Annotated in this window: 1 protein-coding gene; it reads right to left on the bottom strand. The window is 74.1% G+C overall.

From position 1 onward, the window contains the following. Nucleotides 1-13: 13 nt before the first annotated feature. A complete protein-coding gene (locus AC3CF1_RS00085; protein ID WP_488449197.1) occupies nucleotides 14-14,410 on the bottom strand; it encodes an SDR family NAD(P)-dependent oxidoreductase in 14,397 nt (4,798 codons plus the stop codon). Nucleotides 14,411-14,430 lie beyond the last annotated feature (20 nt).

Genomic DNA, 14,430 nt, shown 5'->3' with positions numbered 1-14,430 from the left:
GTGTGCGAGCCGGTCAGGACGCGCCGAGGCGGCGGTCGATGAACGCGAAGAGCTCGTCGTCGCTGGCTTCGTCGAGCGTTTCGGTAACCGGTGCGGCCGCTCCGGTCACCTCGGCCCACTGGCCGGTGAGTGCTTTCAGCCGGGCCGCGACACCGTCGTGTACGGCCAGTTCGGAGACCTCGTCCGGCAGGAGGGCGGTGAACGCCTGCTCCAGCCGGGCCAGTTCGTCGAGCAGACGCGGCGTACGGGCCGGGGCGAGCGTGCTCAGCAGGTGGTCGGCGAGAGCGCGCGGCGTCGGGTAGTCGAAGGTGAGCGTCGCCGGCAGGCTGAGCCCGGTGGCGGCGTTGAGGCCGTTGCGCAGTTCGACGGCCGCGAGCGAGGTGAATCCGAGGCCGGTGAACTCCAGGTCCGGGTCGACGGTGTGCGCCGCCCCGTCGCCGATCGTGGCGGCCACCTGGGTGAGGACCACGTTCAGCACCGCCTCGCTGCGACCGGCGGGGTCGGTCGAGGCGAGCTGCTCGGCGAGCGTACGGTCCGGTCCGCGCCGGCTGGCCCGGCGCTTCGGTGCCTCCCGCAGCAGGCCGCGCAGCACCGCCGGCACACTGGCCGGGGTGGCTGTCGGGTCGAGCCGCAGCGGCACCAGGGCCGGTTCCGCGGCGCCGAGGCTCAGGTCGAACGCGGTCAGTGCCTGGGTCTCGGTCATCGGCAGGATGCCCGTGCGGGCCATCCGGGCCAGGTCGGTCCCGGCGAGGGTGGCGGCCATGCCGGCCGCCCACGGCCCCCAGGCCAGGGAGGTGCCGGGCAGGCCGGCACGCCGGCGGTGGGCGGCGAGGGCGTCGAGGAACGCGTTGGCGGCGGCGTAGTTGCCCTGCCCCGGGCCACCCACGACGCCGGCCGCCGAGGAGAACAGCACGAACGCGGTCAGGTGCCGGTCCCGGGTCAGCTCGTGCAGGTGCCAGGCGGCCTCGGCCTTGGGGCGCAGGACCGTGGCGACGCGCTCGTCGGTCAGCGCGGTGACCACCCCGTCGTCGAGCATCCCGGCGAGGTGCACGACACCGGTCAGGTCGGGGAGGCCGTCGAGCACCTTGGCGAGCGCGGCGCGATCGGCGGCGTCACAGGCCACCACTGTGGCGGTGGCTCCGGCGGCGGCGAGGTCGCGGACGAGAGCGTCGGCGCCCGGCGCGTCGGGGCCCTGCCGGCTGAGCAGCACCAGGTCGGCGACGCCGTGCCGGGTGACCAGGTGGTGGGCGACGACAGGGCCGAGCCCACCGAGGGCACCGGTGATCAGCACGGTGCCGGTGCCCGGGCCGGCGGCCTCGTCGCCGCTCGCCACGTACGGCGTGAGGACGGGGGTGAAGACGCCGTCCACACCGATGGCGATCTGGGACTGCTCGGCTGCCGCCGCGGCACGGATCTCCTCCTCGCCGGTGCCGGGTTCGGCGTCGACCAGGGTGAACCGGCCGGGGTGCTCCGCCTGGGCGGCGCGGACGAGCCCCCAGACGGCGGCTCCGGAGAGGTGGGTGACATCGCGGCCGGTGGCGCCGGCGGTGACCACGGTGAGGCGGGTGTCATCCGCGATGGCCGACTGGAGAGCGCTGAGCGTCCGGGCGGTCGCGGTGCGGGTGGCTGCCAAGGGGTCGCCGCCGTCCGCCGCGATCCGCAGGATCACGGTCTCGGTGTCGCCGGTGTCGGGCAGGTCGATCGGCGTCCAGTCGAGGCGGTGCAGCACCGACGGCGGCGCGTACGCCCGCAGTCGCAGGGCGGCGACGGAGACGACCGGGTCGCCGACGGCGTCGGCCAGCGTGACCTGGACCGCGTCGCCGACGCTCAGGCGGACCTGGGCGGCGGTGGCGCCGGGCTGGTGGACGGTGACCCCGGACCACGCGAACGGCACCTTGGCGGCACCGTCGCCGGTGTGCTCGCCGAGGCCGAGGGTGTGCAGGGCCGCGTCGAGCAGGGCCGGGTGGATGCCGTAGCCGGCGGTGTCCACCTCGTCCGGCAGGACGACGTCAGCGTGCAGGGTGCCGTCGGTGTCGCGCCAGGCGGTCCGGACCCCCTGGAACGCCGGGCCGTAGTCGAGGCCGCGTCGGAACAGCTCGTCGTAGAGTCCGTCCACGTTCAGCGGTGCCGCGGCGGCCGAGCGACCCACCGGGAGGGCCGGTGCGTCGTCGGTGAGGGCGAGGGTGCCGGTGGCGTGGGCGGTCCAGGTGGCGCCGTCGGTGCTGGCGTGGATGGTGACCGGGCGGCGGCCCTCGTCGGTGGCCGCGCCGACCCGTACCTGGATCTGGGCGCCACCCTCGTCCAGGATGAGCGGGGCGGCGAGGACCAGGTCGTCGAGGCGGTCGCCGGTGCCGGCGGCGAGGGCGGCTTCCACCAGCGCGGTTCCGGGCACCAGGAGGGCGCCGTCGACCCGGTGGTCGGCGAGCCACGGCACTGTCGCGACCGACCAGTGGCCGGTGAGGACGCGTTCCCCGCCCGCCTCGGCGAGGGTGACGGCGGTGTCGAAGAGCGGGTGGCCGGTGCGGTCGCGGCGCGCGGCGGCGGCCGGGCCGGCGGGCCAGTAGCGGCGGTGCTGGAAGGCGTAGGTGGGCAGCTCGACGAGGCGTCCGCCGGGGTGGCACTGTGCCCAGTCGACCGCGACGCCGCGCACGAAGGCCTGGGCCAGGGCGGTCAACAGCGCAGTCGGTTGGTCCCGGTCGGAGCGTTGCACGGGTACGAACACCGCGTCGCTGACGCAGTCGGCGCCCATCGCGGACAGGACCCCGTCCGGGCCGATCTCCACGAACGTGCTGACACCCGCGGACTCCAGGGTGGCGATGCCGTCGGCGAAGCGCACCGCTTCCCGCACGTGCCGCACCCAGTAGCCGGCGTCCTGCGTCTCCGCGACCTGCCCGGTCAGGTTCGACACCACGGGGATGCGCGGCGGCGCGTAGGTCAACGTTGCCGCGACCTGTGCGAACTCGGCCAGCATGGGCTCCATCAGCACCGAGTGGAACGCGTGGCTGACCCGCAGCCGCTTGGACTTCTTGAAGTTCGCCGCCACCGCGGCGACCTCGTCCTCCGTGCCGGACAGCACCACCGAGCGGGGACCGTTGATGGCCGCGACGGACACGCCGTCAGTCAGCAGCGGCAGCACCTCCGCCTCGGTGGCCCGCACCGCGACCATCACCCCGCCGGTCGGAAGGGCTTGCATCAGGCGACCTCGGGCGGCGACCAGCTTCGCGGCGTCGGGCAGGGACAGCACCCCGGCGACGTGCGCGGCCGCGATCTCACCGATCGAGTGCCCCACCAGGAAGTCCGGCGTCACGCCGAGCGACTCGACCAGGCGGAACAACGCCACCTCGACCGCGAACAACGCCGCCTGCGTGTGGACCGTCTGGTCCAGGGCCTCCGCGTCGTCCGCGATCACCTCGCGGATCGGCCGGTCGAGGTGGGTGTCCAGCTCGGCGCAGGCCGCGTCGAACGCCTCCGCGAACACCGGGAACGACGACGCCAACTCCAGGCCCATGCCGGGCCGCTGTGAACCCTGACCGGAGAAGACGAACGCCAGCCTCCCGTCGACGACGTCACCGGTCACCAGGCCGGAATCCGTCCGCCCCTCGGCGGCGGCGTCGAGGGCGTCCTGCCCGAGCACCACCGCCCGATGGGGGAAGGTGCCGCGCGTGCTGAGGGTGTGCCCGATGTCGGCGGGGTCCAGTCCGGGGTGGCTCTTCAGGTGGGCCAGCAGCCGGGTCGCCTGGTCGCGTACACCGTCGGTGGTGGTCGCGGTGAGCGGCCAGATCGTCGGCCCGCCGTGCGGCTGCCGGGGTGCCGGGGTGGGCTCGGGAGCGGCTTCGAGGATGACGTGGGCGTTGGTGCCGGAGACACCGAACGACGAGACGGCGGCGCGGCGGGGACGGCCGTCCACCGTCCACTGCCGTTCCTCGGTGAGCAGTGCGACGGCGCCGGCGGACCAGTCGATGTGCGGGGACGCATCGTCGGCGTGCAGGGTGCGCGGGAGGACGCCGTGCCGCATCGCCTCGATCATCTTGATGATGCCGGCGACACCGGCGGCGGCCTGGGTGTGGCCCATGTTCGACTTGATCGAGCCGAGCCACAGTGGTCGGTCGTCGGGGCGGTCCTGACCGTAGGTGGCGAGCAGGGCCTGCGCCTCGATCGGGTCACCGAGCACGGTGCCGGTGCCGTGCGCCTCGACGGTGTCGATGTCGGCGGCGCCCAGGCCGGCGCTGGCCAGTGCGGCCCGGATGACCCGCTGCTGGGCGGGACCGTTCGGGGCGGTCAGGCCGTTGGAGGCGCCGTCGGAGTTGACGGCGCTGCCGCGGATGACGGCGAGGACCGGGTGGCCGTTACGGCGGGCGTCGGAGAGGCGTTCGACCACGAGCATGCCGACGCCCTCGGACCAGCCGGTGCCGTCGGCTCCGGCGCCGAAGGACTTGCAGCGACCGTCGGCGGAGAGCCCACGCTGGCGGGAGAATTCGATGAAGGTGCCCGGGGTGGCCATCACGGTGACCCCACCGGCGAGCGCCATCGTGCACTCGCCGCTGCGGATCGCCTGGATGGCGAGGTGGAGCGCCACCAGCGAGGACGAGCAGGCGGTGTCGACGGTGACCGCCGGGCCCTCCAACCCGAAGGTGTACGCGATCCGGCCGGAGATGACGCTGCCCGCGTTGCCGATGCCGAGCAGACCTTCGACGGCGTCGCCGTCGGGGTCCAGGCGGGACACGTAGTCGTGGTACATCACTCCCGCGAAGACGCCGGTGCGGCTGCCGCGTACGGTCGCCGGGTCGATGCCGCCCCGCTCGAAGGCCTCCCACGAGGTTTCCAGCAGCAACCGCTGCTGGGGGTCCGTGGCGAGGGCCTCGCGTGGGCCGAGACCGAAGAACGGGGCGTCGAAGTCGGCGGCGTCGGCGAGGAAGCCACCGGAGCGGGTGTACGAGGTTCCGGGGTGGTCCGGGTCGGCGTGGTAGAGGCGGTCCACGTCCCAGCCCCGGTCGGCGGGAAAGTCACCGATCGCGTCGCTGCCGGACTCGACGAGGCGCCACAGGTCCTCGGGTGAGCTGATCCCGCCGGGATAGCGGCAGGCCATGCCGACGATGGCGATGGGCTCGTCGGCCCGGGCGGGCGCGGTGACCTCGGGCGCGCCGGTCAGGTCGGCGCCGAACAGCGTCTCGTGCAGGTGGGCGGCGAGAGCGGCCGGGCTCGGGTGGTCGAAGACGAGGGTGGCCGGCAGCCGCAGGCCGGTTGCCGCGTTCAAACCGTTGCGCAGTTCGACGGCGGCGAGGGAGTCGAAACCGGTCTCCTGGAACGCCTTGCCGGGGGCGACGGCCTGACCCGAGCCGTGGCCGAGCACGCTCGCGACGTGGGTGCGGACCAGGTCGAGGAGCGCTTCGCGCTGCTCGGCCGGGCGTAGGGCGCCGAGCCGCTGGACCAGGGAGGCGTCACCGGTGGCGGCCCGGGCGGTGCCACGCCGCCCGGCCCGGACCAGGTTGCGCAGGAGGGGGTGGACGGTGGTCGGCGCGGTCCGCCCGGAGGTGAGCCGCAGCGGAACGACAGCGGTGCGCTGACCGGCCGCGTCGAGGAGGCCGAGGCCGTCCTCGGGTGTGATCAGGGCCAGTCCGCCGCGGCTGATCCGCTGGACGGCGTCCGGGTCCAGGTCGGCGGCCATGCCGGCGGCCCAGGGTCCCCAGGCGAGCGAGGAGGCCGGGAGCCCGGCGCGGTTGCGCAGGTCGGCCAGGGCGTCGAGGAAGGCGTTCGCGGCCGCGTAGTTGGCCTGGCCGGGGCTGCCGAGCAGACCGGCCGCCGAGGAGAACATCACGAACGCGGTCAGCGGGTGCCCTGCGGTGAGTTCGTGCAGGTGCCAGGCGGCGTCGACCTTTGGTCGGAGCACCGCGCCGAGTCGCTCCGGCGTGAGTGCGGTGACCACACCGTCGTCGATCACGCCGGCGATGTGGACGACCCCGGTCAGGCTGCCCGCGCTGCCGATCACGGCGGTGAGAGCGTCGCGGTCGGCCAGGTCACACGCCAGGACGGTGCTGGTCGCGCCGAGCGCGTCGAGTTCCGCGGTGAGGTCGGCGGCTTCCGGGGCGTCCGGGCCGCGGCGGCTGAGCAGCAGCAGGTCGGTGACGCCGTGACGGGTGACCAGGTGTCGGGTGACCAGCCGGCCGAGGGTGCCGAACGCGCCAGTGACCAGGACCGTGCCGGTGCCGGTGCCGAAGTCGTGGCCGGCGGCGGGTTCGGTGACCCGGGCCAGTCGGGGTGCGCGCAGGGCACCGTCCCGGATCGCGATCTGCTCCTCGCCGGTGGCGAGCACCGCGCCCAGTTGTTCGTCGCCGTCGGTGTCGATGAGCAGGAACCGGCCGGGGTTCTCGGTCTGGGCGCTGCGGACCAGGCCCCAGACGGCTGCGGCGGCCAGATCGGTGACCGGGTCGCCGGGAGCACAGCCGACCGCGCCGCTGGTGACGATCGCGAGCCGGGTGTCCCGTTCGACGGCGTCGCGCAGCGCGGCCAGGACGGCGGCGGTGGTGGCATGGGTGGCGGTGACCGGGTCGGTGGGGTCGGTGGCGGGTACGCGCAGCACCTCGGTTCCGGTGCGGTCGGACGTGCCGGGCGCCTCGACCGGGATCCAGTCGAGGTGGTGCAAGCCGTCGGTGCTGGCGGTGCGCTCGGCGTAGCGGCGCAGCACGAGGGAGTCGGCGGTCAGCAGGGTCCGGCCGACGGTGTCGGTGAGGTGGACACTGACGGCGTCGGTGCCGGCGTCGGCCAGCCGGACCCGGGCGGTGACCGCGCCGGCAGCCCGCACTGTGACGCCGGACCACGCGAACGGCACCCGGGCCTGACCGTCGTCGCTGCCCAGGAGGCCGAGGCCGAGCGGGTGCAAAGCGGTGTCCAGCAGCGCCGGGTGCACGCCGTAGCGACTGCCGTCCACCGAGTCGGGCAGCTCCACCTCCGCGTACACGGCGCCATCGGTGCCCAACCACGCCTGGCGCAGCCCGCGGAACGCGGGACCGTAGTCGAGGCCCCGGCGGCGCAGGGCGTCGTAGAGGCCGGTGGTGTCGATCGCCTCGGCCCCGGCTGGCGGCCAGGTGGTCGGCGTGGTGTCGTCGGCGCGCCCGGCGGTGCTGAGGGTGCCGGTGGCGTGGGTGGTCCACCGGTCGCCGTCGGAGCTGGCGTGGATGGTGACGGCGCGGTGGCCGGAGTTGTCCGCCGCGCCGGTGCGTACCTGGATCTCCACCCGTTGCTCGCCGAGGATCAGCGGGGCGGCGAGGACGAGATCGTCGACCTGGTCGCAGCCGACCTCGGCACCGGCGGCGAGGGCGAGTTCGAGCAGCGCGGTGCCCGGGACGACGACGTCGCCGGCGACCCGGTGGTCGCCGAGCCACGGCAGAGCCGTGTGCGACCAGCGGCCGGTGAAGATCCGTTCGTCGCCGTCGCCAGCGAGGGTGAGCATGCCGCCCAGCAGCGGGTGGTCGACCGCGTCGCCGTTGCCGGTGACCGTGGCCGCGGGCCAGTAGCGCTGGTGTTGGAAGGCGTAGGTGGGCAGGTCGATGAGGCGTCCGCCGGGGTGGCACTGTGCCCAGTCGACCGCGACACCGCGCACAAAGACGTGGGCGAGGGCGGTGAGCAGCGAGGTCGGTTGGTCCCGGTCAGAGCGTTGCACGGGTACGAACACCGCATCCGTCACACAGTCGGCACCCATCGCCGAGAGCACGCCGTCCGGGCCGATCTCCACGAACGTCCTGACACCCAGGTTCTCCAGGGTGGCGATGCCGTCGGCGAACCGGACCGCCTCCCGCACGTGCCGCACCCAGTACGCGGCGTCCTGCGTCTCCGCGACCTGCCCGGTCAGGTTCGACACGACCGGAATGCGCGGCTGCGCGTAGGTCAACGTTGCCGCGACCTGAGCGAACTCGGCCAGCATCGGCTCCATCAACACCGAGTGGAACGCGTGACTGACCCGCAACCGCTTCGACTTCTCGAACTGGGCGGCGACAGCGGACACCTCGTCCTCCGCGCCGGACAGCACCACTGAACGGGGACCGTTGATCGCCGCGACCGATACCCCACCGGTCAACAGCGGCAGCACCTCCGCCTCGGTAGCGCGAACCGCCACCATCACGCCACCGGCCGGCAGGGCCTGCATCAGGCGACCTCGGGCGGCAACCAGCTTCGCCGCGTCGGCCAGGGACAGCACCCCGGAAACGTGCGCCGCCGCGATCTCACCGATCGAATGCCCCACCAGGTAATCCGGAGTCACACCGAACGACTCGACCAGCCGGAACAACGCCACCTCGACCGCGAACAACGCCGCCTGCGTGTGGACCGTCTGGTCCAGAGCCTCCGCGTCGTTCGAGATCACGTCGCGGATCGGCCGGTCGAGATGACGGTCCAGCTCCGCGCAGACCGCGTCGAACGCCTCCGCGAACACCGGGAACGACGACGCCAACTCCAGACCCATGCCCGGCCGCTGCGATCCCTGGCCGGAGAAGACGAACGCCAGCCTGCCGTCGACCACGTCACCGGTCACCAGGCCGGGATCCGTCCGCCCGTCGGCCGCCGCGTTGAGAGCGTCCCGCCCGAACACCACCGCCCGGTGCGGGAACGAACCGCGCCGGGTGAGTGAGTGACCGACGTCGACCGGATTCGCGTCGAGGTACGGCAGCAGCCGCGCGGCGTGTGCGCTCAGCGCGGCCGGCTCGGCGGCGCCGAGTGTCCACGGCACCGGCAGCGTCGCCGGCACGAGCGCGGCCTGCGGCTCCGGGACGACCTGCGGCTCTGGGGCGACCTGCGGCTCCGGCGTCGGGGGCGCTTCCAGGATCGCGTGGGCGTTCGTGCCGCTGATGCCGAAGGAGGAGACCGCGGCGCGGGCCGGACGGTCCACGCCGGGCCACGGCTGGGCCTCGGTGAGCAGGGACACCGCCCCGGAGGACCAGTCGACGTGCGGGGTGGGTGCGTCCACGTGCAGCGTGCGCGGCAGCACCCGGTGCTGCATCGCCATGACCATCTTGATGATTCCGGCGACACCGGCCGCCGCGACGGTGTGCCCGATGTTCGACTTGACCGAGCCGAGCCACAGCGGTCGACCGGTCGGGCGGTCCTGGCCGTACGCACTGAGCAGGGCCTGCGCCTCGATCGGGTCGCCGAGTCGGGTGCCGGTGCCGTGCGCCTCGACCGCGTCCACGTCGGCCGGGGTGAGGCCGGCGTCGGCCAGTGCCGCCCGGATGACCCGCTGCTGGGCGGGGCCGTTCGGGGCGGTCAGTCCGTTGGAGGCGCCGTCCTGGTTCACGGCGGTGCCCCGGACCACGGCGAGGACGCGGTGACCCTTGCGGACCGCGTCGGAGAGCCGTTCGACCAGCAGGAGCCCGGCGCCCTCGGACCAGCCGGTGCCGTCCGCGCCCGCCGCGAACGACTTGCAGCGCCCGTCGGCGGACAGACCCCGCTGGCGGGAGAACTCCACGAACGCGTCCGGGCTGGCCATCACCGTGACGCCGCCGGCCAGGGCCAGGGAGCACTCGCCGGACCGCAGCGAGCGGACCGCCAGGTGCAGCGCCACCAACGACGACGAGCAGGCGGTGTCCACTGTGACGGCCGGGCCCTCCCAGCCGAGGGTGTACGCGATGCGGCCGGAGGTGACGCTGGCCGCCGTTCCGGTGAGCCGGTATCCCTCGACGCCGTCGGCGATCTGGTCACCGGTGCCGTAGCCGGAGAAGGACGCCCCGACGAAGACACCGGCGGGCTCGCCACGCAGGCCGGCGGGGTCGATTCCGGCCCGCTCGACCGCCTCCCACGCGGTCTCCATCAGCAGCCGCTGCTGCGGGTCCATGGCCAGTGCCTCGCGCGGTGAGATGCCGAAGAACGCCGCGTCGAAGCCGGCGACGTCGGCGACGAAGCCGCCGGCCCGGGTGTAGGAGGCGCCGGGCTGGCCCGGGTCCGGGTCGTAGAGGGAGTCCAGGTCCCAGCCACGGTCGGCGGGGAAACCGGCTATCGCGTCGGTGCCGGACTCGACGAGCCGCCACAGGTCCTCGGGTGAACCGACGTCGCCCGGGTAGCGGCAGGCCATCCCGATGATGGCGATCGGTTCGTCGGAGACGCCGACGGCCGGCGCGACGGTGTTCGCGGTGCGATCCGCGCCGGACAGCAGGGCGTCCAGCTCGGCGGCCAGGACGGCGGCGTACGGGTAGTCGAAGGCGACGGTGGTGGGCAGGCGCAGGCCGGTCGCGGCGGCGAGGCGGCTGCGCAGTTCCACGGCGGTCAGCGAGTCGAAGCCGAGTTCCCGGAACGGGCGGTCGGCCGGGACGGCGTCGGCGGACTCGTGTCCGAGGACCGCTGCGGCCTCGCTGCGCACCAGGTGCAGCAGGTACGCGCGGCGCTCCTCGGCGGTGCGGCCGGCCAGGAGATCGGCGGCCGGACCGCTGGGCTTTGCCTCGTCCGGCGCGCTGGCGAGCAGCGGCGTGAGCAGAGGGCTGTCGCGTCGTACGGTGAAGGCGGGTCCGAAGCGCGACCAGTCCACGTCGGCGACCACGACAGTGGTGTCGCCGGCGGAGACGGCGTGGGCCAGCGCGGCGATGGCACGGGTCGGGTTCATGGCGGTGATGCCGCGCCGGGCGAGGTGGGCGGAGACGTCGGCGTCGGCCATGCCGCCGCCGGCCCACGGACCCCAGGCGATCGCGGTGGCGGGCCGACCGTGGGCGGCGCGGCGGGCGGCGAGCGCGTCGAGGTACGCGTTCGCGGCGGCGTATCCGCCCTGGTCGCCGCTGCCCCACACGCCCGCGATCGACGAGAAGAGCACGAAGGCGTCCAGGTCGTCGCCGAGGATCTCGTCGAGGTGTCGGGCACCGAGCACCTTCGCGGCGCCGAGTTCGCTGATGTCGGCGGGGCTCAGGCCGGTGAGCGGGGTCAGGTGGGCGACGCCGGCGGTGTGCACGACCGAGCGGACCGGTGTGCCGTCCGCGCGGAGCGTCGCGACGAGGGCGGCGAGAGCGGCGCGGTCGGTGACGTCGCAGGCCGCTGCGGTGATCTGGCACCCGGTTCCGGCCAGTTCGGTGGTCAGGGCGTCGAGGCCAGGCGCATCCGGGCCACGGCGGCTGACCAGGACGACCCGGTCGGCGCCGGAGTGTGCGGCCCAGCGGGCGACGTGGGCGCCCAGCGCCCCGGTGCCGCCGGTGACCAGGACGGTGCCGGTCGGCTGCCAGGGTTCGGCGGCGGTGGCGGGGGCGCGGTCGATGCGGCGGGCGTGCAGGACGTCGGCGCGGACCGCGATCTGGTCCTCGCCGGTGGTGCCGGTCAGGACCGCGACAAGCTGGTCGGTGACGTCCCCGGCCAGGTCGACGAGGCCACCCCAGGTGTCCGGGACTTCGAGGGCGGCCACCCGGCCGAGGCCCCAGAGCGCGGCCTGGGCGGGGTTGGGCGCGATGCCGTCGGTTCCCGTGGTGACAGCGCCGGTGGTGACGGTCCAGATCGGCGCGGTGCTGCCGGCGGCGTCTGCCGCTCTGATGAGGGTGAGCAGGCTGGCCGTGGCGTCGAGGTCGCCGGTGCGGGAGGGCACGTGCAGGATCCCGGCCAGCCCGTCGGTGATCTCCGGGGTGATGCCGATGTCCGGGGTGGCGCCGTGCCGGGTCAGCAGGTCGTGCAGCTGCCGGGCGGTCGGGTCCGCCGGGTCGGCGACGATGCGCCACCGCCCGGCGAGGGCCTCGGTGGGCGCGACGTCGACGGGCTGCCAGCTCTCCCGGTAGCGCCACTCGTCGGGCGTGCCGCTCACGGGTCTTGGCAGGTCGGGCCAGAAGTAGCGGCGCTGGAAGGCGTAGGTGGGGAGGTCCACAGTGCGAGCGCCGGGGTGGCACGGCGTCCAGTCCACCGCGACGCCGCGCACGAAGGCCTGGGCGAGGGCGGTGAGCAGCGTGGTCGGTTGGTCGCGGTCAGAGCGTTGCACGGGTACGAACACCGCGTCCGTCACACAGTCGGCGCCCATCGCCGACAGGACCCCGTCCGGGCCGATCTCCACAAACGTGCTGACACCCAGGCCCTCCAGGGTGGCGATGCCATCGGCGAACCGGACCGCCTCCCGCACGTGCCGCACCCAGTAGCCCGCGTCCTGAACGTCGACGATCTGCCCGGTCAGGTTGGACACCACCGGAATGCGCGGCGACTCGTAGGTCAACGTCTCCGCGACCTGAGCGAACTCGGCGAGCATCGGCTCCATCAGCACCGAGTGGAACGCGTGACTGACCCGCAACCGCTTCGACTTCTCGAACTGGGCGGCGACGGCGGCGACCTCGCCTTCCACGCCGGACAGCACCACCGAGCGCGGACCGTTGACGGCTGCGACGGACACCCCGTCGGTCAACAGCGGCAGCACGTCGGCCTCGGTGGCCCGTACCGCGACCATGACGCCACCGGGCGGCAGCGCCTGCATCAGGCGACCCCGCGCGGCAACCAGCTTCGCCGCGTCCGCGAGGGACAGCACCCCGGCCACATGCGCCGCCGCGATCTCACCGATCGAATGGCCGACCAGATAGTCCGGCGTCACACCGAACGACTCAACGAGGCGGAACAACGCCACCTCGACGGCGAACAACGCGGTCTGCGTGTAGAGCGTCTGGTCCAGGTCGTCGCCCTCGGCGATCACCTCGCGGATCGGCCGGTCGAGGAGACGATCCAGCTCCGCGCAGGCCGCGTCGAACGCTTGCGCGTACACCGGGAACGTGTCGTAGAGGTCCAGACCCATGCCGGGCCGCTGCGACCCCTGACCGGAGAACACGAACGCGAGCGGGCCGCGCGTGACGGTGTCCCGCACGGCGCCGGCCGTGCCGCGTCCCTCGGCGAGCGCCGTCAGCGCGGCGAGCCGTTCCGCCGGGTCGGTCGTGGTGATCGCGGCGCGGTGCCGTAGACCGGCGCGGGTGGTGGCCAGCGAGTGCGCGACGTCACCGGGGTCGGCGTCGCGGTCGGTGAGGTGGCGGGCGAGGCGGGCCGCCTGGGCGTTCAGGGCGGCGGCGTCGTGGCCGGAGAGCAGCAGTGGCGCCGGGACGGTGACCGGCTCGCGGGCCGGCTCCTCGTCGCCGGGAGGGGCCTGCTCGACGATGACGTGGGCGTTGGTGCCGGAGACGCCGAAGGCGGACACCCCGGCCCGGGCCGGGTGGTCGCCGGACGGCCAGGGACGGGCCTCGGTGAGCAGTTCCACCGCACCGGTCGACCAGTCGACGTGCGGGGTGGGCGCGTCGACGGACAACGTCTGCGGCAGGGTGCGGTGCCGCATCGCCATGACCATCTTGATGATCCCGGCGACACCGGCGGCGGCCTGGGTGTGGCCGATGTTCGACTTGATCGAGCCGAGCCAGAGCGGGTCTCCCTCTGCCCGGTCCCGGCCGTAGGTGGCGAGCAGCGCCTGCGCCTCGATCGGGTCGCCGAGCACGGTGCCGGTGCCGTGCGCCTCGACCGCGTCCACGTCGGCGCCGGTGAGCCCGGCGTTCTCCAGGGCTGCGCGGATGACCCGCTGCTGGGACGGGCCGTTCGGGGCGGTGAGGCCGTTGGACGCGCCGTCCTGGTTGACAGCGGTGCCGCGGATGACGGCGAGCACCGGGTGGCCCAGCCGGCGGGCGTCGCTGAGCCGTTCCACCAGCAGCAGCCCGACTCCCTCACCCCAGCCGGTGCCGTCGGCAGCCGCGGCGAACGACTTGCAGCGGCCGTCCGCGGCGAGCCCGCCCTGTCGTTCGAACTCCTCGAACGCGCCGGTGGTGCACATGACGGTCGCCCCGCCGGCCAGCGCCATCGTGCACTCGCCCTGCCGCAACGACTGGACCGCCAGGTGCAGCGCGACCAGAGACGACGAGCAGGCGGTGTCGACGGTGATGGCCGGGCCCTCAAGACCGAAGAAGTACGACAGGCGGCCGGAGACCACGGCGGCCGCGTTTCCGGTGAGCAGGTGCCCCTCGTCGGCGATCGGCGTACGCATCAGCACCGACGCGTAGTCCTGCGTGTTGGAGCCGACGAAGACGCCGACCTGGCGGCCTCGCAGCGAGAGCGGGTCGACGCCGCCGCGCTCCAGGGCCTCCCAGGCCGTCTCCATGAGCAGCCGCTGCTGCGGGTCCATGGCGACGGCCTCCCGGGGCGAGATGCCGAACAGCGCCGCGTCGAACTCACCCGCCGCGTCCAGGAAGCCGGCCGGGCGGGCGTACGAGGCGGCCGGGTCCCAGCCGCGGTCGTCCGGGAAGTCGGACAGGGCCCCGGCGCCGTCGGCGACGAGTCGCCAGAGGGCCTCGGGCGAGTCGACGCCGCCGGGATACCGGCAGGCCATTCCGACGACGGCGATGGGTTCCCGCTGCGCCTCGGTGAGTCGGCGGTGCTGGTGGCGCAGACGCTCGTTCTCCTTGAGGGAGGAGCGCAGTGCCTCGACGAGCTTGTCGTTGGAGGTGGCCATCATGAGCTCCGCACGTCGGT

It is taken from the genome of Micromonospora sp. MGP-C2, from assembly GCF_057766525.1.
Note: the sequence above shows the minus strand (reverse complement) of the source record. Positions and strands in the feature narration are given on the sequence as shown.

What these genes read in the sequence shown, in the direction of transcription:
- AC3CF1_RS00085 (WP_488449197.1), bottom strand. Translation starts at nt 14,410, where the DNA reads ATGGCCACCTCCAACGACAAGCTCGTCGAGGCACTGCGCTCCTCCCTC.